The sequence below is a fragment of the Streptomyces sp. NPDC051211 genome, assembly GCF_040689505.1.
Classification (GTDB): Bacteria; Actinomycetota; Actinomycetes; order Streptomycetales; family Streptomycetaceae; genus Streptomyces.
In genome coordinates this window covers 40997-67143 of record NZ_JBFBAV010000019.1, presented here as the reverse complement: position 1 = coordinate 67143, position 26147 = coordinate 40997, and the positions used below count along the sequence as shown (strand labels likewise).

Sequence of the window (26147 nt, the reverse complement as noted above, 5' to 3'; positions counted from 1 at the left end):
GCTTCGCCTTTGTCGGGGCCGGATTCCTTGCGAGCGTAGCGTGACTGAAGTGTCGCGGTGCGCGAAGAGTACGGGATCGGGCGGGGCCGCAGGGGCGCCCGGCGCCGCGCGGGCGGCCCGGGACCGGCGCCTCGCGCACAGTCCCGGCGGGTGCCGCCCGGAAGACCGCGTCTCTCATCGGCTTCACTCTTTCACCGGAACGCCCCTGGTCAACGACCGCCTCGCCGGGTGACTTTCGGTTTGACCGCCCGCGCCATCCCTCCGTGGGGTCAACTGCCAGCCCTCGCCCTGCCGTTCGACGAACCCCAGGGAGTGAAGTTCGTACAGTCTGCCGATGACTTCATCGGTGCCGGCGCCCGCGGCGAGGGCGAGCTCCGGCACGGTGGCCGGCCGCCCGGCCGGCAGTGCCTCCAGGACCCGCGCGGCCGCCGGGTCCAGCAGGTCACGGGCCAGTACCGGCCCCCGGCGGGCCGGCGCCAGCTCCCCCATGCCGCCGACCAGTTCGACCACCTCCGCGGCGTCGGTGACCAGCACGGCCTCGCCGCGCAGCAGTTCGTGCACCCCGGCGGAGAGTCCGCTGGTGGCGGGGCCGGGCACGCCCATGACGAACCGGCCGAGCTCCTGCGCCCGCCGGGCGGTGACCAGCGAGCCGCTGCGGTAGGCGGCCTCGACCACGACCGTGCCCCGGGTCAGGCCGGCGATGACCCGGTTGCGCAGGACGAACCGGCTGGGCGTGGGATGGCTGCCGGGCGGCAGCTCTCCGATGAGCAGCCCCTGCTGGGCGATGCGGCCGATCAGCCCGGCGTGCCCGCGCGGGTAGGGGACGTCCGTGCCGCAGGCCAGTACGGCGGCGGTGGCCCCGCCGGAGGCCAGGGCCCCGCGGTGGGCTGCGCCGTCGATCCCGTACGCCGCTCCGGAGACCACCACCCAGCCGCGCTCGGCGAGCCCGGCGGCCAGCGTCTGCGCCATGTGCGCCCCGTACGGGGTGCAGGCCCGGGCTCCGACCAGCGCGATCGAGCGCAGCGCCCATATCCGCAGGCTGGGGCTGCCGCGCAGCCACAGCCCGACCGGCCGGGCGTCCCCCAGGTCGTCGAGCTGGCTGGGCCACTCCGCCGAGCCCGGTACGACGAACCGCCCGCCGGCCTCGGCGATCAGCGCCAGGTCCCGCTCGGGGTCGGCGGCGGCCGCCCGCCTCCGGTACCCGGCCAGCCGCTCGGCCCCGGCTCCGGCCGGGACTCCGGGCCCGGCGCCCGGCTCGGCCCCGGTGAGCAGCCGTATCAGCCGCACGGCCCCCCACTGCCGCAGCCACCGGCCGCCGAGCTCGTCCCCGGGCTCCAGGACCCTGGTCAGCGCGGCCCGCGCCCGCAGCTCGGCGCCACCGTCCGCCTCCGGGCTCATGACGGGGCTCCCGGGGCGACCGGGATTCCGCGGGCGATGCCGGTCCGCAGTTCCAGGGCGACGGCCGCGTCCGCGGCGTCCGGGAGGTCCTTCCCCGCCAGGTCGGCCACGGTCCAGGCGACGCGGAGCACCCGGTCCAGCCCGCGCGCGGTGAGCAGGCCCCGCTCCAGATCCCGCTCGGCCTGGGCGAGCGCTCCGGGGGCGGGCTGCCAGCGGGTGCGCAGTTCGTGCCCGGGGACCTCGCTGTTGACGGTCCAGGGCGTGCCCGCCAGTCGGGCGGCCGCTCTGGCCCTGGCTTCGGCCACCCGAACCGCGACGGCCGCGCTGGGCTCGCCCCGCCCGCCCCTGCCGAGCAGGTCGGACCGGGTCACCGGCTCCACCTCCACCCGCAGGTCCACCCGGTCGAGCAGCGGTCCGGACAGCCGCGCCTGGTAGCGGCGGATCACCGAGGGCGGGCAGTCGCAGCCGGCGCCGAGCAGGGTGTGCCGGCCGCAGGGGCAGGGGTTGGCGGCGAGGACCAGCAGGAACCGGGCGGGCAGCCGCACCACGCCGGCCGCCCGGGCCACGACCACCTGTCCGGACTCCAGGGGCTGGCGCAGCGCGTCGAGCGCCTTGCCGCTGAACTCCGGGGCCTCGTCCAGGAACAGCACGCCCCGGTGGGCGAGGGAGACCGCACCGGGCCGGGGCATGCCGTTCCCCCCGCCCACGAGGGACTGCATGGTCGCCGAGTGGTGCGGTGCGCAGTACGGCGGGGCCGTGACCATCGGCTCGCCGGGCGGCAGGATCCCGGCGACCGAGTGGACGGCGGTGGCCTCCAGGGACTCCTCCCGGGTGAGCGGCGGCAGGATGCCGGGCAGCCGCTCGGCCAGCATGGTCTTGCCCGCGCCGGGCGGCCCGTTGAGGAAGAGGTGGTGGCCGCCGGCCGCGGCCACCTCCAGCGCCCGCCGGGCGGCCCGCTGCCCCGCGACATCGGCCAGGTCGGGCAGGTCCGGCCCGCCCTCGTCCCCGTACCGGCCGGGGCGGTGCACGAGCCCCGTCCCCAGCCAGGCTCCGGGGACCATCAGCCCCGTCGGGCCGGGATCCGGGCGGTCGCGGTGGTCCGCCGGATCCTCCTCGGGGAGTTCCTCGCCGACCAGGACGGCGATGAGGCGGCGCAGGCTGCGCACTCCGAGCACCGAGACCTCGGGGACCAGGGCGGCCTCCGCGGCGGACTGCTGCGGGACGACCACCTGGTGGTGGCCCGCCTCGGCGGCGGCCAGGACCGCCGGGAGGATGCCGGGGACCGGTCGGACCCGGCCGTCCAGTCCGAGCTCGCCGATCAGGACCAGGTCGGCGATCGTGTCGGGGTCGATCCGCTCGGCGGCGGCCAGCACCGCCACGGCGACGGCCAAATCGAAGCCCGAGCCGGATTTGGGTACGGAGGCCGGGCTGAGGCCCACGGTGAGCTTCTTCTGCGGCCATTCGGCGCCGGAGTTCACCACCGCCGCGCGGACCCGGTCGCGGCTCTCCACCAGGGTCTTGTCCGGGAGGCCTACCAGGGTGAAGGCGGCCAGGCCCGGTTCCAGGTCGGCCTGGACCTCCACGACCACGCCCTCGACGCCGGCCAGGGCCACCGAGCAGGTGCGCGCGAAACCCATCACGCCACCCCCCTGGCGTGTTCCACCACGGGCGCCCCGCGCCGCGGGAGGACCACTCCGACCAGGTCGATGCGGACCCCGCCGGGGGGTGGTCCACCGTGGTCCGCGAGCCAGTGCTCGGCGAGCCGGCGCAGTCGGTCGGCCTTGCCGGGCGGGACCGCCGCCATCGGGTGCTCGAAGGGCCCGGCGCGCCGGGTCTTGACCTCGCAGACCACCAGGGCGTCCCCGTCCCGGGCGAGGATGTCGATCTCCCCCCACCGGCCGGACCGCCAGTTCCGCGCGATCACCGTCATCCCGGCCTCGGTCAGCCGCCGCGCGGCCAGGTCCTCGCCGTACCGGCCCAGGGCCCGGGCCTTCCCCGTCTGCGGCCGGGTGTGCTGCTGTGCGTCCATGTCGGTACCACCTCCGGTACCGACGGTCCCGCACCCCCACCCGCCCAGTGGATCTTGGTGGATGACCGGGGCGTTGTGGACAACCCGGTCACCCCCAGGAGTGACGGATCAGCTTCCGGGCAGTTCGAGGTCGCTCTTGTTGAGCTCCTCGATGTTCACGTCCTTGAAGGTCAGCACCCGTACCTGCTTCACGAACCGGGCCGGCCGGTACATGTCCCAGACCCAGGCGTCCGCCATGGAGACCTCGAAGAACACCTCGCCCTGGACCGAGTGCACCTGCATCTCGTAGTCGTTGGTGAGGTAGAAACGGCGTTCCGTCTCGATCACGTACTTGAACAGCCCGACGACGTCGCGGTACTCCCGATAGAGCTTCAGCTCCATCTCGGTCTCGTACTTCTCGAGGTCCTCGGCGCTCATGGCATGTTCCCCTTCAGCCGTGCGTCCCCCTATTGTGCGCCAGGCCCGGGTGCCCCTAAACGATTTCCGGGGCCAGGACCACCGGCGCACCCGGAGGACCGTCGTCGAGCAGTGTGCGGAACAGCTCGGCGAGTCTGGTCGGGTACACCGTCTCACGGGCCGCGAGAAGTTCCTCGGAGGTCCACCACCTCGCCCCGGTGACGCTGCGTCGTTCCAGCTCGGTGAGGCCGGCCGGGGCGGTCGCCGTCTGCGTGGTGCGGGCCAGGAAGTACCACTCGTCCTGCTCCCAGCGGCGCCCGTCGAAGGGGAAGGAGCAGTACCGGTGCCACAGCACCGGCCCCAGATCCACCTGTGTGATCCCGGTCTCTTCCGCCAGCTCGCGCAGCGCGGCCTGCTCCCGGGTCTCGGTGCCCTCCAGGCCGCCGCCCGGGGTGAACCACCAGTCGTCCGCCGGATCGTCCGGCTCGTAGCCGTGCAGCAGCAGGATCCGGTCCTCGGGGTCCAGCAGGATCACCCGTGACACCTTGCGCGCCGCTCCGGGGGGCACGGGGCCTTCATCCGGCACGGGGCCCCCACTCCGCACCGGATCCTCAGCCGGCACCAGACCCTCGGCCCGCACCGGCCCCTCAGCCGGCACCGGCCCCTCAGCCGGCACGGGCCGGCTCCCGCCGTACCCCGCCGAACCGCCTCGCGATCGGCCCGTACGCCGCGCCGGCCACCACCAGCACCGCGCCCGCCAGCACCGCAGCCACCTGGATCCGCAGCGGCCCCGGCGCGGAGATCCCGCCGGGCAGGCCGGCGTACGCACGCGGGCGTTCCACCATCTCCGCCGAGGGCCAGGCGCGGGCATCCACCCGGGCGGTCACCGCGGAGCGGTCCACCGTGCCCTGGCCGGCCTCCTGCAGGTGGGCCCTGGAGTCCAGGGAGGCGGCCCGCCGGTCGCCCAGCAGGAAGAGCTTGCCCTCGGGGACCTTCACCTCGAACGGCGTCTCCGAGGCCATGTTGGAGTCCTTGCCGGAGCCGTCGGCCTTGACGTCGTCGATGTACGGCTCGTCCAGTTCCCGGCCGTTCACGGTCAGCCGGCCGCCCTGGCCGCAGCAGCGGACGGTGTCGCCGCCGATGCCGACGACCCGTTTCACCATGGGCGCGTTGCTCCACATGGAATCAGTAAAAATCACCACGTCGCCGCGGCGCACCTCGCCGCCGGATATTCGCTCCGCCAGCACCCGGTCCCCGGGCTGCACCGTGGGCATCATCGAATCGGTCGGGATGGTGTACGGCTGGTACACGAGCGCCCCCCACACGAACCCGCCCAGGAACAGGGCAAAGCCGATGGCCACGGCCAGCCCCGACAACACGTTGCCGAGGCGGCCGCGGCCACCTGTCACACGTTCTGATCCGCCCATCCCAGCGTCCCCCATCCGGAGATCGTCGACCTGGGCGGCAATCTACCTGGCGGTATGCCCGCCGGTCAGCCTCCGCCTGCGCCAGAGCACCAGCGGCACCGCGCCGGCCAGGCCCGCCGCGGCCGGGGCGAGCCCGATCGCCGCCGCCGCGGCCTGGTTGCCGATGCCCGGCTGGTCGAAGGTGTCCGGGACCGGCAGGGTGGCGAGGCGGTTCAGCGGCCAGGCCACGACCACGGCCCGGCCGACGACCTTGTCGTTCGGCACGAAGCCCTTGGTCACGTCGTCCTGGTGCCAGCGGGAGTCGTAGGAGTTCTGCCGGTGGTCACCCATCACCCAGATGTGGTCCTTCGGCACCTTCAGCGGACCGAACGGCTTGTCGTCGCACGCCGTGTTCCCGGGGAAGATGTACGGCTCGTCGAGCACCTTGCCGTTGACCGTGACGGGGCCGCCCTTCTTGCACTCCACGGTGTCCCCGCCGACCGCGATGGTCCGCTTGATCAGGTCCTTCTCCTCCGCGGACGGCATCAGGCCGATGAAGCTGAGGACCTTCTGGAACACGTTGGGCTCCGGGGTCGGCTCGCCGGCCAGCCACTGCGCCGGGTCGTGGAACACCACGACCTCGCCGCGCTCCGGCTCCGACCCGAACCACGGGGTCAGCTTGTCCACCAGCACCCGGTCGCCGCGCTGCAGGGTGTTCTGCATCGAGTCGGACGGGATCGAGAACGCCTGGACCAGGAAGGTCTTGATCAGCAGGGCCAGCAGCAGGGCGATGCCGATGAGGAGGGGCAGCTCCTTCCAGAAGGAGCGCTGCGGGCGCGGGGCCGCACCGCCGTCCTCGGTGCCCTCGGTGGCACCCTCGACGGCTTCCTCCGGCCGCTCGGGCCGTTCCGGCCGCTCCTCGGGCTCGTCGCGTCCGGATCGTGCGCCTACTGCCACATCCCCCACATCCACTCCTCAACTCGTTAACGCCCGCCCGCGCCGGATCAGACGCAGGGCCTCCACTCCCCTAACGAGCGGGAGTTCCCTAAGGCTCGGGAGACGGAGGACACACTATGCGAACGATCTAGGGCGACGGCGCCCCCGGCGCGCGGGACGGTGCCCTGGACGCGCGGGACCGCGCCCCTCACCCGCGGGGCGGCGCCCCCGGCGCGCGGGATCGGGCACCGAGGCGAACACGGCGGGCTTCTCCAGCTTGCGCCAGTGGTCGGACGGCCAGGCGATCACGAAGGCGCGCCCCACCACGCCCTTCTCGTCGATGGTTCCCTGGTGGGCCTCTTCCAGGTGGTAGCGGGAGTCCGCGGAGTTGGCCCGGTGGTCGCCCATGACGAAGAGCCGCCCCTTCGGTACCACCACCTCGAACCGGATCTCGGAGGGGTTGTTGCCGCGCATCACGTACGGCTCGTCGAGGGAGTAGCCGTTGACGCTGACCCGCCCCTTGGCGTCGCAGCACTTGACGGTGTCCCCGCCGACCCCGATGACGCGCTTGATCAGGTCCTGTTCGTCGGCGGAGGGCAGCAGTCCGATGAAGGTGAGGACCTGCTTGACCTGTTTGACGCCGATCGGGTCCGGGGCCGGGCGGGCGCTCTCGCCCCGCAGCCAGCCGCCGGGATCCTTGAAGACCACCACGTCGCCGCGCTCCGCCTTGGCGCCGAACCACGGGGTCAGCTTGTCGACGAGCACCCGGTCGCCGATCCGGATGGTCTGCTCCATCGAACCGGACGGAATGAAGAAGGCCTGCACCAGGAAGGTCTTGAGGAGCAGCGCGATGCACAGCGCCACCGCCACCAGCAGGGGCAGTTCACCGGCCCGCCGGGTGCGGCGCCGTCGCCGGACCTTGCGCGCCAGCCGGCGCCGTTCGGCCCGCCCGCCCAGGGCGGCCAGCTCCTGGTCCCGCTCGCCGCGGGGCCGCCCGCGGCTACCCATGCGTACCGCCCGGACCGCCGGATCTCCCCCAGCGCGAGAGCGGCCAGCCGATCCAGTCGGCCCGCCCGATCACCTTCTCCACCGGCACCATCCCGCCGCCCGGCTCCCCGAGGTGGTCCCGGGAGTCCCGGGACTGGGAGCGGTGGTCGCCCATGACCCACAGGGTGCCCAGCGGGACGACGATCCGGAACGGCACCCGGGAGGGCTGGTCACCGGGGTGCAAGTAGGGCTCTGCCAGCGGCTCCCCGTTGACCTGGATCCGGCCCTGGGCGTCGCAGCACACCACGTCGTCGCCGCCCACGCCCACCACCCGCTTCACGAAGTCCGTGTCGGCCGGCTCGGCGAGGCCGAGCTTCGCGGCCGCCCCGCGCAGGGCGTCGCCGACCGGGTTGCCCTCGGGCCGTTCCCGTACGAAGGAGCCGGTGCCGTCGAAGACCACGACGTCGCCGCGCTGCGGCTGCCCGCCGAAACGGTACGCCAGCTTGTTGACCAGCACCCGGTCGCCGACCTTCAGGGTCGGCTCCATCGACCGGCTCGGGATCAGGAAGGGCTGGAGGACGTAGTTGCTGAACAGCAGCAGCCCGACCGCACCCGCGAGGCCGGCCAGCCCGGCCCGGCGGCGGGAAAACGCGAAGCGCGACCGCTCCGCCCCCTTGTCGGGGGAAGAGTGGCCGCGCTGCGTGAGTCGTGCTTCCGTGTCCATCGGAGGGAGCCTATCCGGCCTCCCCCGGGACCCGGAGCCGAGATCAGTTGTCGCGCTTCTCCTTGATCTTCGCGGCCTTGCCGCGGAGCTCACGGAGGTAGTACAGCTTGGCGCGACGCACGTCACCGCGGGTGACGAGCTCGATCTTCTCGAAGATCGGGGAGTTCACCGGGAAGGTGCGCTCCACGCCGACGCTGAAGGAGACCTTGCGGACGGTGAAGGTCTCGGAGACGCCGGCGCCCTGACGGCGGATGACGACACCCTTGAACTGCTGGATACGGGAGCGGTTGCCCTCGATCACGCGGACGTGCACGTTGACGGTGTCACCCGGGCGGAAGGCCGGGACGTCGGAGCGCAGAGAGGCGGCGTTGACGCCCTCGAGGAGAGAAGACATGTTCTTCGTCTGCTTTCTTCGCACGACGCCACAGGTCGCCGAGCGGGTTTTCGGTGAGGAATTCGGTTGCCGTGCCACCCGGCGGGCGACGGTCCCCCTGTGGCAGGGGCGCACGTGGGCGTACAGCAGCCGCCTATTCTTCCACGGCCTGCGGCCTGCGCCAAAATCGGCCGTCCGGGGCCGGGGACCAGCCCAGCATGCTGAGCGTCTCCCGGTCCTTCTTGTCGAAGGCGGCGGCCTCGGTGCGCTCGATCAGGTCGGGCCGGTTCTGTGCAGTGCGGGCGAAGGCCTCGTCCCGGCGCCAGCGCGCGATCTTCCCGTGGTGCCCGCTGAGCAGTACGTCCGGGATGCCGCGGCCGCGCCAGACCGGGGGCTTGGTGTACACCGGGCCCTCCAGCAGGTTGGCCATCTCGCCGGGCGCGAAGGAGTCGTCCCGGTGCGATTCGGCGTTGCCGAGCACGCCGGGGAGCAGCCGGGCCACCGCCTCCGTGATCACCAGGACGGCGGCCTCGCCGCCGGCCAGCACGTAGTCGCCGATGGAGACCTCGTAGACCGGCATGCGGGTGGCGTACTCGTCCATGACGCGGCGGTCGATGCCCTCGTACCGGGCCGGGGTGAAGACCAGCCAGGGCTTCTCGGAGAGTTCGACGGCGAGTTCCTGGGTGAACGGCCGGCCGCTGGGGGTGGGGACCACCAGGACCGGGCCGTGGGCGCCGGCTTCGTACCCGGCGGCCAGCGCGTCGTCCAGGCAGTCGCCCCACGGCTCGGTCTTCATGACCATGCCGGGGCCGCCGCCGTACGGGGTGTCGTCGACGGTGTTGTGCCGGTCGTACGTCCAGTTCCGCAGGTCGTGGACGTGTACGTCGAGCACGCCGCGCGCGCTGGCCTTGCCGACCAGGGAGACGTTCAGCGGTTCCAGGTACTCGGGGAAGATCGTGGCGACGTCGAGCCGCATCAGGACTCTTCCTCGCGGGTGGAGTCGATCACGGCGCGGTCGTCGATCAGACCGGGCGGCGGGTCGATGACGGCCCGCTGCGCCTCGAGGTCGATCTCGGTGACGATCTCCTCGACGAAGGGGATCATCACCTCGGTGCCGTCCTCGCGCTCGACGATGAACAGGTCCTGCGAGGGCAGGTGGGAGATCTCGGTGATCCGGCCGACCGGGGTGCCGTCGGTCAGGACCACGTCGAGGTCCATCAGCTGGTGGTCGTAGTACTCGTCCGGGTCCTCGGGCAGCTCCGCCGGGTCCACGTCCGCGATCAGCAGGGTGTTGCGCAGGGCCTCGGCGGCGGTGCGGTCCTTGACGCCCTCGAAGCGGAGCAGCAGCTTCCCGCTGTGCACCCGGCCCGTCTCGATGGTCAGCGGTCCCGCCGATGCCGGTTCGGTCTGGAGCACGGCGCCGGGGCCGAGCCGCAGTTCCGGCTCGTCGGTGCGCACCTCGACGGTGACCTCGCCCTTGATGCCGTGGGCGCGGCCGATCCGCGCGACTACCAGCTGCACTCTCTGTCTCCCCTTTTTCGCGGCTAAACCGCCGCCGCTCTCGCGGAGGTGGTACCTCTCCGTCGTGGTTGCTCAATCAATGGTTGCTCTTGCCGGCGGGCAAAACGACTCGGGCCGGGGCGGGCAGCCAGCGCCCTCCCCGGCCCGTGCCGGTGGTTCAACTTCTCAGCGGACCTGGTCCACGTCGACGAGGTCGACGCGGATCCCGCGGCCGCCGATGGCGCCCACGACGGTCCGCAGGGCGCGCGCGGTGCGGCCGTTGCGGCCGATCACCTTGCCGAGGTCGTCGGGGTGGACCCGGACCTCCAGCACCTGTCCGCGGCGCAGGTTGCGCGAGGCGACCTGCACGTCGTCGGGGTTGTCGACAATGCCCTTTACGAGGTGCTCAAGAGCCTCCTCGAGCATGATCAGGCCTCGGTCGACTCGGCGGCGGCCTCAGCCTCGTCCGCCTTCTTGTCGGCCTTCTTCGCCTTCTGGGTGATGGCCTCGCCCTTGGCGTCGCCACCTTCCAGAGCCTTGGCGAACTCGTCGAAGGAACGACGCTTGTCTTCCTTCGTCGCCGGCTGCAGCAGCGGCGCCGGGGCCGGGAGGCCCTTGTGCGCCTGCCAGTCACCGGTCAGCTTCAGGATGGCGAGCACGGCCTCGGTCGGCTGGGCGCCGACGGACAGCCAGTACTGCGCACGCTCGCCGTTGACCTCGATGCGCGACGGGTTGTACGTCGGGTGGTAGATACCGATCTCTTCGATCGCGCGACCGTCCCGGCGGGTGCGGGCGTCGGCGACGACGATGCGGTAGTGCGGCTGGCGAATCTTGCCGAGGCGCTTGAGCTTGATCTTGACTGCCACTGGAGTGGTGTCTCCTGGTCTTGACGTGGTTGGGCACATGAGATGCCACGTGGGGTTGCGGTACTCGGGTGCCCGATGGACGCGTCAGCCGGAGGAGAGAGGGGTCCTATGCGACTGTCGAGTACAGCTAGTCATTGTGCCACACCCCGTCCGGGGCTCAGGACGCGGCCGCGGTGGCCGCCACCTCGGGAATCCTGAACGGTTTGCCGCAGCCGCCGCACACGATCGGGGCCTGGGCGAGCACCGAGGGCACCACGCGGACGTTGCGGCCGCAGTCGCAGACCGCCTTGACCCGCACGCCGCCGCCGGAGGAGCCGTGCCGGGCGGCCGGGCCGCGGAAGCTGCGCTTGGTGTCGGCGGCGGTGGCCACCGTGTGTGCCTTGAGGGCCCGCTGCAGCCGCTCCATGGTGGGCCGGTAGCGCTTCTTTGCCTCGGGGTTGAGCGTGACCAGCGAGAATCCGCTGCTCGCGTGCGGTTCCTCGGAGTGGTCCAGGCCCATCTCCTCGGCGATCGCCAGGAACCGGCGGTTGTGGTAGCGGCCGGCGCGCGAGGTGTCCCGGACACCGCGGGCAGCGGCGATGCCGTGGACTGCCTCGTGCAGCAGTCGCTCGAAGGAGAGTTCCGCGCCGCAGGCGGACGAGGACTCTCCGATCAGGGACTCGGGCGCGGCAAGGTCGGGCAGCTCGGGGTGGTACCGCTGAATATCGGCCCACGCCTGCGCCAGCTCTGCGGCGAGAACAGGTGGTGTCGTGCTCACGTCGTGACAACGAGCCGAGGTGCCCCGGTGTTCCGATTCCGGGCCATTCCAAATTTTTTGCACGTACCAGTCAGTTCAGTCTGATGCGTCCCGAGGAGGGCGGGTGCGCAGAACTCCGGAGGAGTCGGTACGTACAGGGGTCCCCCGGACGTAGTCCGGGGGACCCCACGCGTCACATCAGTACGAGCGCGCCACGATGGCCAGGGTGCCCGGGGCGTCGTCCGTCTCCGGCACGGAGCCGTCCTCGGCGATCAGGCAGCGCACGGACACGGCCTGCTCGGCCAGCTTGGCCTCGCCCTCCGGGCCCAGCACGTCCCACGGGATCCGCGCCCAGCCGCCGGCCACCGCGGCCTCGGCGGCCTCCTCGATGGTGCTCACGTCGGAGGTACGGCTCTCGCGGCGCTCGCGGGACTCGCGCAGCAGCTGCGCCTGGTCCTCGTCGAGCACCTTGGGCAGCAGGTCGGCGAGCGCGTCGATCTGCACCGGGGTCTTGCCGCCGGGGATCCGGCGGGCCAGCATCGCGGTGCCGGCCTCCAGGTCGCGGGGGCCGATCTCGATGCGCACCGGTACGCCCTTGAGCTCCCAGTCCACGGCGCGGCGGCCGAACGGGGTGTCCACCCGGTCGTCGACCTGCACGCGGAGGCCGGCGGCCTTCAGCTGGGCGCCGAGCTCGCGGACCTTGGCCACGGCCTCGTCGCCCTTGATCGCCATGACGACGACCTGGACGTGGGCGAGCCGCGGCGGGACCCGGAGGCCGTTGTCGTCGCCGTGGGACATGATCAGACCGCCGACCATGCGGGTGGAGACGCCCCAGGAGGTCTGCCAGACCAGCTCCTGCCGGCCCTCCTTCGACAGGTACTGGGTGTTGAAGGCCTTGGCGAAGTTGGTGCCGAGCTCGTGGCTCGTGCCCATCTGCAGCGCCTTGCCGTCGCCCATCATGCCCTCGAGGGTGAGGGTGTTGATGGCGCCGGCGAAGCGCTCCTTGGCGGTCTTGCGGCCCAGGACCACGTCGATGCCGAGGACGTTGGTCATGAAGTCGCCGTACACGTCCCGGTGGATCCGGGCGGCGTAGTCGCGGGCCTCCTCGTAGGTGGCGTGCGCCGTGTGGCCCTCCTGCCACAGGAACTCGCTCGTACGGAGGAACACGCGGGGGCGCATTTCCCAGCGGACGACGTTCGCCCACTGGTTGATCAGCAGGGGCAGGTCCCGGTAGCTCTGCACCCACTTGGAGAAGTAGTCGTTGATGATCGTCTCGGAGGTGGGCCGGACCACGACCGGCTCTTCCAGCTCCTTGCCGCCGCCGTGCGTGACGACCGCGAGCTCGGGGGCGAAGCCCTCGACGTGCTCGGCTTCCTTCGTCAGGTACGACTGCGGGATGAACAGCGGGAAGTACGCGTTCTGGGCGCCCGCGTCCTTGATGCGCGCGTCCATCTCCTGCTGCATCCGCTCCCAGAGCCCGTAGCCGTACGGTCGGATGACCATCGTGCCGCGCACTGGGCCGTTGTCGGCCAGCTCGGCCTTGTTGATCAGATCCTGGTACCAGCGGGGGAAATCCTCCGCCTGGGGGGTGAGAACGGGAGCCTTTGCCATGGCGCGAATGGTACGGCGCCAGGGGTGCCGAGCGTGAATCGGGGCGGAACGGGGACGTGCGTTCCTCTGGACGCGGGGGCGAAGTGGGAGTTCTCTGGCAACGGGGGCAAGGGGGCGAGAGGAATCAGGAGCGCTCTTTCGATGACACCGACGCCGACGGCGACGAACGTCGCCCGGGACTGGGCTGAGATCCAGGAACGGATGCTGGTACCGCTGTACGAAGCGGTGTACGACCGGCTGGAGATCGGGCCCGGGGACCGGGTGCTCGGCCTGGACTGCGGGGCCGGGCTGAGCCTGCTGCTCGCGGCCGGCCGGGGAGCCCGGGTGACCGGCGTGGAGCCGCGGCCCGCCCTGCGGGAGCTGGCCCGGGAGCGGGTCCTGGAGGTGCTGTCCGCGCCTCCGGAACGGCCCGCGAAGCCGTACGGCCTGCTGACGGCCTTCTCCCCCGGGCGGACGGACCTGGCGGCGGCCCTGCCGGGGGTCCGGCGGGGCGGGGCCGTGGTGCTGGCGGGCTGGGGCCCGCCGGAGCGGTGCACGGTGCCGGCCCTGCCGGCTCCGGTGGACCTGGACGCGCTGGCGGAACGGGCCGGGCTGCGGCCGGACGGCTCGGGCCGGGTGTTCTGCCCGTTCGGCTACGCGGACGTGGGCAGCGCGGTGCGGGGGCTGCTGTCGACGGGCCTGTACGACCTGTCGGACCCCGGGCAGGCGGAGAAGGAGCTGACCGAGGAACTGCACCCGTACGAGCGGGCGGACGGCACCGTCTGGCTGCCGAACATCTTCCGGTACGTCGTCGCCCGGGTGCCGTAGCTATTTGGTGAGGCGCGGGATGCCCGCCGCCGCGTACGCCGCGTCCTCCTCCAGCGTCTCGTTGGCGAGGAGGGCCGCGGCGAGGGCGTCGAGCTGGTCGCGGTGCTCGCGCAGCAGGCGGCAGGCCTCCACGTAGCACTCGTCCACGATCCGCCGCATCTCGTGGTCCACCGCGTCCAGGGTGGCGGGCGCGGCGGTCAGGCCGTACGGGGACCCGCCGTCGGCGGGGATGGCGGTGAGGCGGCCGACGCGTTCGCTCATGCCCCAGCGGCCGACCATGCCGCGGGCCAGGTTCGTCACCTGTTCGAGGTCGTTCTCGGCGCCGGTGGTGATGACGTCGTAGACCACGTGTTCGGCGGCCATGCCGCCGAGCGCGCCGATGATCCGGCCGCGCAGGTACGGCTCGGTGTACGAGTAGCGGTCGGCGTCGGGGGTGGACAGGGTGACGCCGAGCGCCCGGCCGCGCGGCACGATGGTGATCTTGCGGACCGGGTCGGCGCCGGGCTGGAGCATGCCGAGCAGGGCGTGGCCGCTCTCGTGGTAGGCGGTGCGGCGGCGTTCCTCTTCGGGCATGACGAGTGGCCGCTCCGCCCCGAGCTGGACCTTCTCCAGGGCGTCGGACAGGTCCGTCTGGGTGACCTGGGCCTGCTTGCGCTTGACGGCCAGCAGGGCCGCCTCGTTGGCCAGGTTGGCGAGTTCGGCGCCGGTCATGCCGGGGGTGGTGCGGGCCACCTGGGCGAGGTCCACGCCGGGGTCCAGGGGGATGTCCCGGGTGTGGATGCGCAGGATGGCCTCGCGGCCGCCGCGGTCGGGCGGGGAGACGGTGACGGTTCGGTCGAAGCGGCCGGGCCGGGTGAGGGCCGGGTCGAGGACGGCCATCCGGTTGGTGGCGGCCAGGACGACCACGCCTTCGGAGCCGGAGAAGCCGTCCATCTCGGTGAGGATCTGGTTGAGCGTCTGCTCGCGCTCGTCGTGGCCGCCCATGCCGCTGCCGCCGCCGCGGGCCCGGCCGATGGTGTCGATCTCGTCGATGAAGATGATCGCGGGGGCGACCTTGCGGGCCTCGGAGAACAGCTCGCGGACGCGTGAGGCGCCGACGCCGACGATCATCTCGATGAACTCGGAGGCGGAGGCGGAGAAGAACGGCACGCCGGCCTCGCCGGCCACGGCGCGGGCGAGCAGGGTCTTGCCGGTGCCGGGTGGGCCCGCCAGCAGCACTCCGCCGGGCATCCGGGCGCCCATCTTCCGGTAGGCCTGCGGGTTCTTGAGGAAGTCGACGACCTCGCTGAGCTCGCTCTCGACCTCGTCGATGCCCGCCACGTCGTCGAAGGTGGTCCGCCGGCCGCCTTCGAGCTCCACCGGCTTGGGCGGGGTTCTGCGGCCGAATCCGCCGAGCCCGCCCGCTCCGCCCATCGCGCCCCTCATCCGGCGGGCGATCAGCAGCCAGAGGGCGACCAGCAGCAGCATCGGCGCGAGCGAGAGCAGCAGGTTCGCGAGGAAGCTGCGCTGTTCGACGACCGGGGAGGCGGTGACCGTGACGCCCTTGGCGGTGAGGTCGGTCCAGAGCTTGTCGTCGGCGAAGGCCGGGCGCTGGGTGACGAACTTGGTGTAGTCGCCCTTGCCGTCGGGCACCGGCTGCCCGTTCTTCAGCTGGCCCTGGATGGCGTCGCCCTTGGAGTAGATCTTCTCGACGTTGCCGGCGGCGACCTGCTTGCTGAACTCGGTGTACGAGATGGTCGGCTCGTCGCCCTCGTTGAAGAAGGACAGCACCACGTTGGTGATCAGGTAGACGATCAGCGCGGCGAGGATCAGGCTGCGCCAGCCGCCGGGCATCTTCCTCTTCGGGGGCGGGGTGGGCGGTGCGCCTTCGGACCGCCAGGGCGTGTCCGCCCGGTCGCGCGGGGGCACGGGGGTGGGGCTGGGCAAGAGGCCTCCTTCAACCGTCCTTCCGTCCGACATGCCGACATTAAGCGACAAATAGGATCAATGCCTGCGGGGATCTCCGGATCTCCCCGGATGCCGATCCGGGGCATGCCGAAGGGGGCGGTGCGGGATGTCCCGCACCGCCCCCTTCGGTTCGGCTCTGTCGTGCGCTGCTACTTCATGAACTTCTTGAACTCGTCGGGGAGCTCGAAGTCCTCGCCGGGGGCGCCGGCCGGCAGGCCGAACGGGCCGGCACCGGGCTCGACGGCCGCCGGGCCCTGCTCGCGGCGGGCCGCCGCGGCGGCCTCCTCGGCCTTGCGCTTCATCGGGTTGCCGCTCTTGCGCTTGCCCTTGGCCTGCTTGATCTGCTTCTTCTGCCGGCCGGGGCCGCCGCCCATGCCCGGGATGCCGGGCATCCCCGGCATGCCGCCGCCCTGGGCCATCCGGGACATCATCTTGCGGGCCTCGAAGAACCGCTCGACGAGGTTCTTGACGGCGCTGACCTCGACACCGGAGCCCTTGGCGATACGGGCACGGCGGGAGCCGTTGATGATCGTCGGGTCGTGGCGCTCGGCCGGGGTCATCGACTTGATGATGGCGGCCGTGCGGTCGACGTCGCGCTCGTCGATGTTGTTGATCTGGTCCTTGATCTGACCCATGCCGGGGAGCATGCCGAGCAGCTTGGAGATGGAGCCCATCTTCCGGACCTGCTCCATCTGGGCCAGGAAGTCGTCGAGCGTGAACTCCTTCGGCCCCTTCGCCAGCTTGGCCGCCATCTTCTCGGCCTCGGCCTGGCTGAAGGTCTTCTCGGCCTGCTCGATCAGGGTGAGCATGTCACCCATGTCGAGGATCCGGCCCGCCATGCGGTCCGGGTGGAAGGCGTCGAAGTCGTCGAGCTTCTCGCCGTTCGAGGCGAACATGATCTGCTTGCCGGTGACGTGCGCGACGGAGAGCGCGGCACCGCCGCGGGCGTCGCCGTCGAGCTTGGAGAGCACCACGCCGTCGAAGCCGACGCCGTCGCGGAACGCCTCGGCGGTGTTGACCGCGTCCTGGCCGATCATGGCGTCGACGACGAAGAGGATCTCGTCGGGGCTGACCGCGTCGCGGATGTCGGCGGCCTGCTGCATCAGCTCGGCGTCGATGCCGAGGCGGCCGGCGGTGTCGACGATGACGATGTCGTACTGCTTGGTGCGCGCGTACTCGACGGAGTCCTTGGCGACCTGGACCGGGTCACCGACGCCGTTGCCCGGCTGCGGGCCGTAGAAGCCGACACCGGCGCGCTCGGCGACGATGTTGAGCTGGTTGACGGCGTTGGGGCGCTGGAGGTCGCAGGCGACGAGGAGGGGCGCGTGGCCCTGGCTCTTGAGCCAGTGGCCGAGCTTTCCGGCGAGGGTGGTCTTACCGGCACCCTGCAGACCCGCGAGCATGATCACGGTGGGCGCGGTCTTGGCGAACCGCAGGCGGCGGGTCTCGCCGCCGAGGATGCCGACCAGCTCCTCGTTGACGATCTTGAGGACCTGCTGGGCCGGGTTGAGCGCCTTGGAGACCTCGGCGCCGCGGGCGCGCTCCTTGACGTTCGAGATGAAGGAGCGGACGACCGGGAGGGCGACGTCGGCCTCGAGGAGGGCGATACGGATTTCCCGGGCCGCGGCGTCGATGTCCTGCTCGGAGAGGCGGCCCTTGCCCCTGAGAGACTTGAAGGTCGCGCTGAGGCGGTCGGAAAGCGTATCGAACACGGTGGTCGCGATTCCTCGGGTCGGGGGCGGTAGGTCGACTCCCAGGGTATCGGGCCGCGCCGCCTGCCCGGCCCTGTGGGCCAATTCCCCGCCCTGCCCTGTTCCCGCGGCCCCGGCCGTAGCCGCTGCGCGGGGCTTTCCCCTCCCCGCCCCTTCCCGAAACTGGGGGGCAAGCCCCCAGCCCCCCGGTCCGGCGCGCCGCGGCCGGTGCGCTCAAACGCCGCGCGGGCTGGAATGCCGCGCAGCGGCATGTCCAGCCCCGCCGGCGTTTGAGGCGCGGGGTCTGGGGCGGAGCCCCAGTTCGGGAAGGGGCGGGGAGGGGAAAGCCCCGCGCAGCGGACGCCCCCGGCGCGGCGGGGGCGACGCCGGTCAGGACAGGGCGGACTGGACTGCTGAGGCCAGGGCTGCTGCGGTCGCGGGTGGGAGGGGTTTGCCGTCCGGGTCGGCCACGTACACCGTGTCCACCGCATTGGCCCCCAGGGTCGAGACGTGCGCGCTGCGGACGCGCACCCCCGCGTCCTCCAGCGCCCGCCCGATCCGGTGCAGCAGCCCCACCGCGTCCGGGGCACGGACCTCCAGCACCGTGGCCAGGGAGGAGACGTCCGGGACCACCGTCACGCGGGGCGGCGGGGGCACCACGCCCCGCCGCCGCGGGTAGGCCGCCTCGCGGTCCGCCAGTTTGGCCGGGACGTCCAGCGAGCCGTCCAGCGCGCGGACCAGGTCCGCGCGCAGCCGGGCCGCCTCCGGGAGGGAGCCGTACTCGGCCGCCACCCGCCAGCGCAGCACCAGCACCTCGCCCAGCTGCTCCGGCAGCTCCACGGAGCGCAGGTCGGCGGCCCGGACGGTCAGCCGGTGCAGGGCGAGGACCCCGGCCACGGCGGGCAGCACGCCGGGCTGGTCGGGGACGGCCACCGCCAGCTCCACGCCGACCGCGTCGGGCTCCTGCCGGGCGTGCAGGGTGAGGACGGGTTCGCCGGTGCGCAGGGCCTCCACGGCGAGGCGTTCCTGCTCGGCGCCGGGCAGCGAGAGGTCCGAGGGGGCGGCCGGCGCCCCGTCCAGGACGGCCGCCACCCGGCGGACCAGGTCGGCGACGAGCGAGCCCCGCCAGGCCGACCAGGCCGCCGGGCCGGTGGCCAGGGCATCGGCCTCGGTGAGGGCGTGCAGGAGTTCCAGGGTTCCGGCCGAGCCGACGGCGTCGGCCACCGAGCGGACGGTGGCCGGGTCGTCCAGGTCGCGCCGGGTCGCGGTGTCGATGAGCAGCAGGTGGTGGCGTACCAGGGTGGCCAGCACCGCCGCGTCGGCCGGTTCGAAGCCGACCCGGACGGCGACGTCGCGGGCGATGGTCTCGCCGGCCACCGAGTGGTCGCCGGGCCAGCCCTTGCCGATGTCGTGCAGCAGGGCCGCCATGAGCAGCAGGTCGGGGCGGCCCACCCGGCGGGTCATCGCCGAGGCCCGGACGGCCGTCTCGATCAGGTGCCGGTCCACCGTCCAGGTGTGCACCGGGTTGCGCTGCGGCCGGCAGCGGACCCGCTCCCAGTCCGGGAGGAGCCCGGAGATGATCCCTTCCGCTTCGAGCGCCTCCCAGACGGCGACGGTCGGCTCCCCGGCGCCGAGCAGGGTCAGCAGCTGCTCCCGGGCCTCGGCCGGCCAGGGCACGGGCAGCGGACGTGCCTGCCCGGCCAGCCGGCGTACGGCGTGCAGGGAGACCGGCAGTCCGGCCTGCGCGGCGGCCGCGCCGAGCCGGAGCGGCAGCACCGGGTCGCGGTCCGGGCGGGCGGCCAGGGCCAGGCCCACCTCGCCGTCCTGTTCGACCACGCCCTCGGCGAGCGGGGCCCGCTCGGCCGGCCCGCTGCTGCGGGTGCCGAGGAGTCCGCGGAGCCGGGGCCGGGCCGAGCGGGCCCGCAGCACCCGGCCGACCTCGCGCCAGGTGACGTCCCCGGCGTACGCGACGACCCGCGCGGACTCGTACACCTCGCGGAGCAGCGCGTCCGCGTCGAGCAGGCCGAGCCGGGCCGCCACCTGGTCCTGTTCCTGCAGGGAGAGCCGGTCGCCGGCCCGGCCGGTGACCAGGTGCAGGGCGTCCCGGGCGTCCAGCAGCCGCCGGCGGGCCTCGGCGAGGCCCTCGCGCGGGGCGTCGGCCAGCCAGGAGGCGGCGACGGCCCGCAGCGCTGCGAGGTCCCGGAGGCCGCCGCGGGACTCCTTCAGATCGGGTTCGAGGAGGAAGCGGAGCTCGCCGCACCGCTCGGCCCGGTCCCGGCACATCGAGTGCAGCTGGGGCAGCCGCCGGGCGGCCTGGTTGCGCCAGTCGGCCAGCACCGAGGTGCGCAGCCCGGCGAGCAGGCCGAGGTCGCCGGCGACCGGGCGGGCGTCGAGCAGGCCGAGGTGGACCTTGAGGTCCTCGCCGGCCGTCTTGCGGGCCTCGGAGGGGGTGCGGACCGAGTGGTCCAGAGCGAGTCCCAGGTCCCAGACCGGGTACCAGAGCCGGTCGGCGAGCCGGGACAGGGCCGCGGGGTCGGCCTTGCCGTCGTGGAGCAGCAGCAGGTCGAGGTCGCTGCGCGGGGAGAGCTCGGCGCGCCCGTAGCCTCCGACGGCGACCAGGGCCGCACCCCGTACGCCGCTCTCCTTGACGGCGGCCGCGAACAGGGCGGCCAGCCAGTCGTCGGTCAGGCCGGCCAGGGCGGAACGCCGGGAAGGCCCGGACCGCGACTCCTCGTTGAGGAGTCGCAGCCGGGCCGCGGCGTAACCGCTGGGTCCCGAGTCGGCCGGATCGGTCGTATCCGATGTCGTGTTCTCGACACTCGTCACCCAAGCGCTCCCAAGACCTAGAGGGCGTCCGCGCCGCGTTCGCCGGTGCGGACGCGGACCACCGCGTCGACCGGAACGCTCCACACCTTGCCGTCACCGATCTTGCCGGTCTGGGCGGCGGATACCACGACACCCATGACGTCCTCGGCCGCGTCGTCCTCGACGAGGATCTCGATGCGGATCTTGGGGACCAGGTCGATGGTGTACTCGGCGCCGCGGTAGACCTCGGTGTGGCCGCGCTGGCGGCCGTATCCGCTGGCCTCGGAGACCGTGAGCCCCTGGACGCCGAACTCCTGGAGTGCGCCCTTGATCTCGTCCAGTTTGTGCGGCTTCACGATCGCGGTGATGAGCTTCATGCGTCGACCTTCTTCGAGTGCTGGACTGCGGGGGCGGGTACGGCGGTGCTGCGCGAGGAGGCGCCGCCGCCGGCTCCGCTGAAGTCGTAGGCGGTCTCGGCGTGTTCGACCTGGTCGATGCCGGACACCTCGTCGTCCTCGCTGACCCGCATGCCGATCGTCTTGTCGAGGAGGAAGGCGAGCAGCGCGGACGCGATCAGAGAGTAGGCGAGGACGGAGAAGACTCCGATGGCCTGCTTGCCCAGCTGTTCGAGGCCGCCGCCGTAGAAGAGGCCGGCCGCGTCGGACTGGACTCCGCCGGTGGCGAAGAAGCCGACGAGGAGGGAGCCGAGGATGCCGCCGACCAGGTGGACGCCGACCACGTCGAGGGAGTCGTCGTAGCCGAACTTGTACTTGAGTCCGACGGCCATGGCGCAGAGCAGGCCGGCGATGGCGCCGATCGCGATGGCGCCGAGCGGGGAGCAGGAGCCGCCGGAGGGGGTGATGGCGACGAGGCCGGCGACCGCGCCGGAGGCGGCACCGAGGGTGGTGCAGGCGCCGTGGCGGATCTTCTCGTACGCCAGCCAGGAGAGCATGGCGGCGGCGGTGGCGACCTGGGTGTTGAGGAACATGACGGCGCCGATGCCGTCGTCGTTGCCGAGCCAGGAGCCGGCGTTGAAGCCGAACCAGCCGAACCAGAGGAGGCCCGCGCCGAGCATGACCAGCGGCAGGCTGTGCGGCCGCATCGGGTCCTTCTTGAATCCGACGCGCTTGCCGATGACGAGGATCACGCCGAGGGCGGCGGCGCCGGCGTTGATGTGGACGGCGGTGCCGCCGGCGAAGTCGATGACGCCCATCTCGAAGAGCCAGCCGCCGGCGCCCCAGACCCAGTGGGCGACGGGGAAGTAGACGACCGTGACCCAGAGGGTGATGAAGAGGGCCCAGGCGGAGAACTTGACGCGGTCGGCGAGGGCGCCGCTGATGAGGGCCGGGGTGATGATGGCGAACATCAGCTGGAAGACGGCGAAGACGTACACCGGGATGGTGTAGCCGTCCCAGAGCTGGGTGAGGCCGAGGCCGCTGAGGCCGACGTACTCGGAGGACCAGCCGATGACGGAGCCGATGTCGGAGCCGAAGGCGAGGCTGAAGCCGAAGAGGACCCAGAGGATCGTGACGATCCCCAGGCTGATGAAACTCATCATCAGCATGTTCAGGCTGCTCTTGACGCGGACCATGCCTCCGTAGAAGAAGGCGAGCCCCGGGGTCATCAGCATGACCAGTGCGGAGCAGATGAGCATGAACCCGGTGTTCGCGGCAGACAGCGTCGGGGCGTCTGCGGCAAGGGTCGTGATGGCTGATGGTGCCATCGGCGTCTCCTCGTCGTCGGTACGTTCGCGTGCGGGCGATCGTGTGAAACCTGAGCGGCGGCGTGTTCTCGGCCGGGTGGCGACTGGCCGGTTATTGGCCATGAGATTCGCGCAGGCCGGTTTCCGGCGGTGCCGCTCGGTGTTTCGCGACGGTGACGAAGAGGTCGGGCGTGTTACGTGCCCATGAACATGTGATCGCCGTGTCCGGCCGCGGCGGGGCCCGGATGACCTGGCGTGGGAGAGCCTGATCGGGCTTCGCGGGGTGCCTGCCGCGGCCGGGGTCTCAGACGGCCTCCGCGGACTCGGGGAGGCGGGCGGCGAGGTGGTCGGTGAGCCGGACCACCTCGGCGATGTCGCCGTACTCACGGGCGGCGGTGTCGACGGTCTTGCGGAGCCGGGTGTTCACCCGCTCGGACCGTACCTTTTCGGCCACGTCGAGGGCTTGGCCGACGAGGGCGGTGGCCTGCTCGGGCTGGCGCTGGAGCAGGTGCACCGTGGCCATGCCGATGAGGTTGAGGGCGTAGGAGCGCTGGTGCTCCTCGTCCTTGGCGAAGAGTTCGACGGCCCGTTCCATGACGGGTTCGGCGAGTGAGGCGTAGGTGGGGCTGCGCCCGGCCACGTAGGCCAGGTCGCGGTAGGAGTGGGCGTTCTCGCCGTTGAGTTCGGCCTCGGAGAAGAAGCGGATCCAGTCGGGCTCGGGTTCGCCGCCGAGGCCGGCGTCGCCGAAGGTGTCCTCGGCCATTCGGACGGCCCGCTTGCAGCGGCTGGGCTGGCCCATGTTGGCGTAGGCGCGGGCCTCCATCGCATACAGCATGGCCTGGGTGCGGGGGCCGGCGCAGTCGCGGCTGCCGTACTGGGCGAGGTGGATGAGTTCCAGGGCGTCCTCGGGGCGGCCGAGGTGGATCATCTGGCGGCTCATGTTGGAGAGGATGTACGAGCCGAGCGGTTTGTCCCCGGCCTCCTTGGAGGCGTGCAGGGCGAGCACGAAGTACTTCTGGGCGGTGGGGTGCAGCCCGACGTCGTAGCTCATCCAGCCGGCGAGTTCGGCGAGTTCGGCGGCGACCTTGAAGAGGCGTTTGGCGACGGGCGCCGGGTGGTTCTCCTGGAGCAGGTCGGTGACCTCGTGGAGCTGGCCGACGACGGCTTTGCGGCGCAGTCCGCCGCCGCACTGGGCGTCCCACTGCCGGAACATCACGGTGGTGGCTTCGAGGAGGTCGAGCTCCGGTTCGGAGAGCCGGGGCGGCCGGCGGCCGGTGAGGCCCACCGGCCCCTCCTCGCGCGGTCCGGGGTCGGCGGCCGGGACCGGGACGAGCCAGCGCTGCATGGGCTCGATGAGGGCGGGGCCGGCGGACAGGGCGAGCGAGGTCCCGAGGAAGCCGCGGCGGGCGAGCATCAGGTCACTGCGGGAGAACTCGCCGAGCAGCTCGACGGTCTGGGGGCCTGCCCAGGGGAGGTCGACGCCGGAGACGGACGGGGTCTGGTGGGCGGTGCGCAGGCCGAGGTTCTCGATGGCGACGACGGTGCCGAAGCGTTCGGAGAACAGCTCGGAGAGGATGCGCGGGACGGGCTCGCGGGGCTGTTCGCCGTCGAGCCAGCGGCGGACCCGGGAGGTGTCCGTGCTGATGTGGTGGGCGCCCATCTGGCGGGCGCGGCGGTTCACCTGGCGGGCGAGTTCGCCCTTGGACCAACCGCTGCGTACGAACCAGGAGGTCAGCTGTTCGTTGCGGGCAGCCGACTCCGCGATCGCGTTCGTTCCGCTTGCGTCGTTGCCGCTCACTGGAACGCCCCCATCCGCTCAAGCCTCTACACACGAACCCTGGCGGGGCCCGGGTGGCCCTCCACGGGCCTTCACAAGCCCTTCACGGATTGCCTCCGGCATACCCACGGATGGGGTGGCCGTCGAGGTTCGTGTACCGAAAGTAATCCTACGATCACCCCCACGGCGAGCCCGTTTCCAGAAACGCCACCATTCGCCACCCCTTCGAATGAACTCGCCACCCGTCGGGCGCGATTCACTGGACACAGAACCGCCGCAATGGCACGCAGTGGCTGGGAGTGGGGCGCGTAACCACCCGCCGACCGGACCCGTTGGAGGGGGCATGGGCATGGGCATGGGCTTCACGATCGGCGGCAGCCGGGGCACCAGGGAGTTCCGGACCGGCGCCCGGCGTCGCGGCCGGATGTCGGAGTGCACGGCGGTGGCGGAGTACACCGGCCTGTGGGGCTGGGACGCGGTCCCCGGGGCCCGCGCCGCCGGCCCGGCCCGGGACTGCTCCTGCGGCGATCGGGAATGCGCGGCGCCGGGAGCCCACCCGCTGTCCGGCGCGCCGCTGGTTCCGGCGGGCGCGACCCTGGACGAGGCGACGGAGGCCTGGGCGGACTACCCGGGCGCGGCCGTGCTGCTGCCGGCCGGCCGGACCTTCGACCTCATCGAGGTCGCTGAGGAGGCGGGCCGGCGCGCGCTGGTCCGGCTGGAGCGGATGGGGCTGCCGCTCGGCCCGGTGACCACCACCCCGGACGGCCGGGCCCAGTTCTTCGTGGCCGCTGGTGCGGCGGCGGAGCTGCCGCAGCTGCTGTACCGGATGGGCTGGGACGACGCCGACCTCGACCTCCGCGCCCTGGGCGAAGGCTCCTTCCTGACGGCCCCGCCCTCGGACCACGCTGGCCTGGGCCCGGTCGCCTGGCTCCGTCCCCCGGCCCTGGACACGGCGGGCTGCCCGCCGCAGGCCCGGCTGCTGCTGGGCACCCTGGCGTACATCTGCCACCGCTTCCGGCGGTAGGGGCTGCCCGGGGCACCGCTGCGACCGCCGGGCGGAGCGGGGCTCCGGGTGTGGCAGGGCCCCCGGGCTTCTGGCGAAGCGCGGGGGCCCGGGGGCGACGTACGGCTGCTGCCGATTGCGGCTGCTGCCGGGTCGGGGGACTCGGTCAGTCGCCGATCAGGGCGTCGACGAAGGCGGCCGGCTCGAACGGGGCCAGGTCGTCCGGACCCTCACCGAGGCCGATCAGCTTGACCGGGACGCCCAGCTCGCGCTGGACCGCGACCACGATGCCGCCCTTGGCGGTGCCGTCGAGCTTGGTGAGCACGATGCCGGTGATGTCCACGACCTCGGCGAAGACGCGGGCCTGGGTCAGGCCGTTCTGACCGGTGGTGGCGTCCAGGACGAGCAGGATCTCGTCCAGCGGGCCGTGCTTCTCCACCACGCGCTTGACCTTGCCGAGCTCGTCCATGAGCCCGGTCTTGGTGTGCAGCCGGCCCGCGGTGTCGATGAGTACGACGTCCGCGCCCTCGGCGATGCCCTCCTTGACCGCGTCGAAGGCGATCGACGCCGGGTCGCCGCCCTCGGGGCCGCGCACCGTGCGGGCGCCGACCCGCTCGCCCCAGGTCTGCAGCTGGTCGGCGGCGGCGGCCCGGAAGGTGTCCGCCGCGCCCAGCACCACGCTGCGGCCGTCGGCGACCAGGACCCGGGCCAGCTTGCCGGTGGTGGTGGTCTTGCCGGTGCCGTTGACGCCCACGACCATGATCACGCCCGGGGTGTCCAGGCCGCTCTCGGTCTTGACCACGCGGTCCATGTCCGGGCCGACGAGGGTGATGAGCTCCTCGCGCAGCAGGGCGCGCAGCTCGTCCGGGGTGCGGGTGCCGAGCACCTTGACCCGCTCGCGGAGCCGGTCGACGAGCTCCTGGGTCGGGATCACGCCGACGTCCGCGGTCAGCAGGATCTCCTCGATCTCCTCCCAGGTGTCCTCGTCGAGGTGCTCCCGGGAGAGCAGCGTCAGCAGGCCCTTACCGAGGGTGTTCTGGGAGCGTGCGAGGCGGGCGCGCAGCCGGACCAGCCGCCCGGCGGTGGGCTCGGGCACCTCGATCGCGGGCGGGGCCTCGACGACCGGCTCCTCGACGGCGACCGGCGCCTCGGTCGCGGTCTGCGCGTCCGGGAGTGCGACCTCCTCGATGGTGCGGCGCGGCTCTTCCGTCGTCGGGGCGGCGTCCTCCCCGACCTGCGGTTCGGCGGGCGGGGCAGTGATGGTCGGCGTGCTCGACGGCGCCGGGGGCGGCAGCTGCTTCTTCTTGCGGCTGCTGACCACGAGCCCGCTGATCGCGCCGACCGCGACCAGGGCGATGACTACAGCAAGGATGAGGATGTCCATAACCCCACCAGTATCGGCCACCGCAGCCCCGCACCCCGGTAGCCGGAGGTTACGACAAGGGCTTAAGCC

General features: G+C 72.5%; 24 protein-coding genes and 1 pseudogene. 2 read left to right on the top strand and 23 right to left on the bottom strand.

The window, feature by feature from the left end; translation table 11 throughout:
- Positions 1-183: 183 nt before the first annotated feature.
- From dprA to proS, 16 genes and pseudogenes are all read right to left on the bottom strand, one after another.
- Complete coding sequence (gene dprA / locus AB0447_RS20225; RefSeq protein ID WP_366478056.1) at positions 184-1398, bottom strand: DNA-processing protein DprA; 1215 nt, start codon at positions 1396-1398, stop codon at positions 184-186.
- Positions 1395-3035, bottom strand: a complete 1641-nt coding sequence (locus AB0447_RS20220; protein WP_366478055.1) for an ATP-binding protein — start codon at positions 3033-3035, stop codon at positions 1395-1397. The genes dprA and AB0447_RS20220 overlap by 4 nt, the downstream gene beginning before the upstream one ends.
- Positions 3035-3427, bottom strand: a complete 393-nt coding sequence (locus tag AB0447_RS20215) for a YraN family protein (protein ID WP_366478054.1) — start codon at positions 3425-3427, stop codon at positions 3035-3037. Before AB0447_RS20215 ends, AB0447_RS20220 begins: the two co-directional genes overlap by 1 nt.
- Before the next feature lie 108 nt (positions 3428-3535).
- Positions 3536-3844 (bottom strand): DUF2469 domain-containing protein, encoded by a 309-nt coding sequence (locus tag AB0447_RS20210; RefSeq protein ID WP_005311352.1) that lies wholly within the window; start codon positions 3842-3844, stop codon positions 3536-3538.
- Between the two features lie 55 nt (positions 3845-3899).
- Positions 3900-4409 carry an NUDIX hydrolase gene (locus tag AB0447_RS20205; RefSeq protein WP_366478053.1) on the bottom strand — a complete coding sequence of 170 codons (510 nt, stop codon included), beginning with the start codon at positions 4407-4409 and terminating at the stop codon, positions 3900-3902.
- 79 nt (positions 4410-4488) lie between these two features.
- Positions 4489-5250 (bottom strand): signal peptidase I, encoded by a 762-nt coding sequence (gene lepB / locus AB0447_RS20200; RefSeq protein WP_366478052.1) that lies wholly within the window; start codon positions 5248-5250, stop codon positions 4489-4491.
- Positions 5251-5292: 42 nt separating this feature from the next.
- Complete coding sequence (lepB, locus tag AB0447_RS20195) at positions 5293-6186, bottom strand: signal peptidase I (protein WP_366478051.1); 894 nt, start codon at positions 6184-6186, stop codon at positions 5293-5295.
- Positions 6140-7173 (bottom strand): annotated as a pseudogene (gene lepB, locus AB0447_RS20190) (signal peptidase I); the annotation flags it as partial. The gene lepB (AB0447_RS20195) and the pseudogene lepB (AB0447_RS20190), both read right to left, overlap by 47 nt.
- On the bottom strand, positions 7166-7876 hold the full coding sequence (gene lepB, locus AB0447_RS20185; protein ID WP_366478050.1) for a signal peptidase I: 711 nt from the start codon (positions 7874-7876) through the stop codon (positions 7166-7168). The pseudogene lepB (AB0447_RS20190) and the gene lepB (AB0447_RS20185), both read right to left, overlap by 8 nt.
- A gap of 43 nt (positions 7877-7919) precedes the next feature.
- Positions 7920-8270: a 50S ribosomal protein L19 gene (rplS, locus tag AB0447_RS20180; RefSeq protein ID WP_366478049.1), complete on the bottom strand. Its 351-nt coding sequence runs from the start codon at positions 8268-8270 to the stop codon at positions 7920-7922.
- Between the two features lie 133 nt (positions 8271-8403).
- Positions 8404-9225, bottom strand: a complete 822-nt coding sequence (gene trmD, locus AB0447_RS20175) for a tRNA (guanosine(37)-N1)-methyltransferase TrmD (RefSeq protein ID WP_366478048.1) — start codon at positions 9223-9225, stop codon at positions 8404-8406.
- Positions 9225-9770 (bottom strand): ribosome maturation factor RimM, encoded by a 546-nt coding sequence (gene rimM / locus AB0447_RS20170; protein ID WP_366478047.1) that lies wholly within the window; start codon positions 9768-9770, stop codon positions 9225-9227. The genes trmD and rimM overlap by 1 nt, the downstream gene beginning before the upstream one ends.
- Before the next feature lie 165 nt (positions 9771-9935).
- Positions 9936-10175: an RNA-binding protein gene (locus AB0447_RS20165; RefSeq protein WP_007266827.1), complete on the bottom strand. Its 240-nt coding sequence runs from the start codon at positions 10173-10175 to the stop codon at positions 9936-9938.
- Positions 10176-10177: 2 nt separating this feature from the next.
- On the bottom strand, positions 10178-10615 hold the full coding sequence (rpsP, locus tag AB0447_RS20160) for a 30S ribosomal protein S16 (protein ID WP_150207121.1): 438 nt from the start codon (positions 10613-10615) through the stop codon (positions 10178-10180).
- A 157-nt stretch (positions 10616-10772) separates the two neighbouring features.
- Complete coding sequence (locus AB0447_RS20155) at positions 10773-11372, bottom strand: hypothetical protein (protein WP_366478046.1); 600 nt, start codon at positions 11370-11372, stop codon at positions 10773-10775.
- Between the two features lie 177 nt (positions 11373-11549).
- Positions 11550-12962: a proline--tRNA ligase gene (gene proS, locus AB0447_RS20150; RefSeq protein WP_366478045.1), complete on the bottom strand. Its 1413-nt coding sequence runs from the start codon at positions 12960-12962 to the stop codon at positions 11550-11552.
- A 141-nt stretch (positions 12963-13103) separates the two neighbouring features.
- Between proS and AB0447_RS20145 the strand changes: the two genes are divergently transcribed.
- Positions 13104-13769 carry a methyltransferase type 11 gene (locus AB0447_RS20145; RefSeq protein ID WP_366478044.1) on the top strand — a complete coding sequence of 222 codons (666 nt, stop codon included), beginning with the start codon at positions 13104-13106 and terminating at the stop codon, positions 13767-13769.
- On the opposite strand, the gene ftsH is transcribed toward AB0447_RS20145, so the two are convergent.
- The 6 genes from ftsH to AB0447_RS20115 form a co-directional block, all read right to left on the bottom strand.
- Positions 13770-15728: an ATP-dependent zinc metalloprotease FtsH gene (gene ftsH / locus AB0447_RS20140; RefSeq protein WP_366478043.1), complete on the bottom strand. Its 1959-nt coding sequence runs from the start codon at positions 15726-15728 to the stop codon at positions 13770-13772.
- Positions 15729-15865: 137 nt separating this feature from the next.
- A complete protein-coding gene (ffh, locus tag AB0447_RS20135; RefSeq protein WP_366478042.1) occupies positions 15866-17428 on the bottom strand; it encodes a signal recognition particle protein in 1563 nt (520 codons plus the stop codon).
- A gap of 369 nt (positions 17429-17797) precedes the next feature.
- A complete protein-coding gene (locus AB0447_RS20130) occupies positions 17798-20233 on the bottom strand; it encodes a [protein-PII] uridylyltransferase (protein WP_366478041.1) in 2436 nt (811 codons plus the stop codon).
- A 17-nt stretch (positions 20234-20250) separates the two neighbouring features.
- The gene (locus AB0447_RS20125; RefSeq protein WP_366478040.1) at positions 20251-20589 is read right to left on the bottom strand and encodes a P-II family nitrogen regulator; all 339 of its coding nucleotides are present in this window, start codon (positions 20587-20589) and stop codon (positions 20251-20253) included.
- Entirely contained in the window at positions 20586-21935 is a 1350-nt protein-coding gene (locus AB0447_RS20120) for an ammonium transporter (protein ID WP_366478039.1), read from the bottom strand. Before AB0447_RS20120 ends, AB0447_RS20125 begins: the two co-directional genes overlap by 4 nt.
- Before the next feature lie 283 nt (positions 21936-22218).
- The gene (locus tag AB0447_RS20115) at positions 22219-23712 is read right to left on the bottom strand and encodes a hypothetical protein (RefSeq protein ID WP_366478038.1); all 1494 of its coding nucleotides are present in this window, start codon (positions 23710-23712) and stop codon (positions 22219-22221) included.
- Positions 23713-24046: 334 nt separating this feature from the next.
- Here AB0447_RS20115 and AB0447_RS20110 point away from each other — a divergent pair, with 334 nt between their 5' ends.
- Positions 24047-24715, top strand: a complete 669-nt coding sequence (locus AB0447_RS20110; RefSeq protein WP_366478101.1) for a bifunctional DNA primase/polymerase — start codon at positions 24047-24049, stop codon at positions 24713-24715.
- 145 nt (positions 24716-24860) lie between these two features.
- Here AB0447_RS20110 and ftsY read toward each other — a convergent pair whose 3' ends face one another.
- Positions 24861-26078: a signal recognition particle-docking protein FtsY gene (gene ftsY / locus AB0447_RS20105; RefSeq protein WP_366478037.1), complete on the bottom strand. Its 1218-nt coding sequence runs from the start codon at positions 26076-26078 to the stop codon at positions 24861-24863.
- Positions 26079-26147 lie beyond the last annotated feature (69 nt).

Excerpts from the sequence above, each read along its gene's own strand:
- dprA (WP_366478056.1), bottom strand. The coding sequence starts at position 1,398 with ATGAGCCCGGAGGCGGACGGTGGCGCCGAGCTGCGGGCGCGGGCCGCG.
- AB0447_RS20220 (WP_366478055.1), bottom strand. The coding sequence starts at position 3,035 with ATGGGTTTCGCGCGCACCTGCTCGGTGGCCCTGGCCGGCGTCGAGGGC.
- AB0447_RS20215 (WP_366478054.1), bottom strand. The coding sequence starts at position 3,427 with ATGGACGCACAGCAGCACACCCGGCCGCAGACGGGGAAGGCCCGGGCC.
- AB0447_RS20210 (WP_005311352.1), bottom strand. The coding sequence starts at position 3,844 with ATGAGCGCCGAGGACCTCGAGAAGTACGAGACCGAGATGGAGCTGAAG.
- lepB (WP_366478052.1), bottom strand. The coding sequence starts at position 5,250 with ATGGGCGGATCAGAACGTGTGACAGGTGGCCGCGGCCGCCTCGGCAAC.
- lepB (WP_366478050.1), bottom strand. The coding sequence starts at position 7,876 with ATGGACACGGAAGCACGACTCACGCAGCGCGGCCACTCTTCCCCCGAC.
- rplS (WP_366478049.1), bottom strand. The coding sequence starts at position 8,270 with ATGTCTTCTCTCCTCGAGGGCGTCAACGCCGCCTCTCTGCGCTCCGAC.
- trmD (WP_366478048.1), bottom strand. The coding sequence starts at position 9,225 with ATGCGGCTCGACGTCGCCACGATCTTCCCCGAGTACCTGGAACCGCTG.
- AB0447_RS20165 (WP_007266827.1), bottom strand. The coding sequence starts at position 10,175 with ATGCTCGAGGAGGCTCTTGAGCACCTCGTAAAGGGCATTGTCGACAAC.
- proS (WP_366478045.1), bottom strand. The coding sequence starts at position 12,962 with ATGGCAAAGGCTCCCGTTCTCACCCCCCAGGCGGAGGATTTCCCCCGC.
- AB0447_RS20145 (WP_366478044.1), top strand. The coding sequence starts at position 13,104 with ATGACACCGACGCCGACGGCGACGAACGTCGCCCGGGACTGGGCTGAG.
- ftsH (WP_366478043.1), bottom strand. The coding sequence starts at position 15,728 with ATGTCGGACGGAAGGACGGTTGAAGGAGGCCTCTTGCCCAGCCCCACC.
- AB0447_RS20125 (WP_366478040.1), bottom strand. The coding sequence starts at position 20,589 with ATGAAGCTCATCACCGCGATCGTGAAGCCGCACAAACTGGACGAGATC.
- AB0447_RS20120 (WP_366478039.1), bottom strand. The coding sequence starts at position 21,935 with ATGGCACCATCAGCCATCACGACCCTTGCCGCAGACGCCCCGACGCTG.
- AB0447_RS20110 (WP_366478101.1), top strand. The coding sequence starts at position 24,047 with ATGGGCTTCACGATCGGCGGCAGCCGGGGCACCAGGGAGTTCCGGACC.
- ftsY (WP_366478037.1), bottom strand. The coding sequence starts at position 26,078 with ATGGACATCCTCATCCTTGCTGTAGTCATCGCCCTGGTCGCGGTCGGC.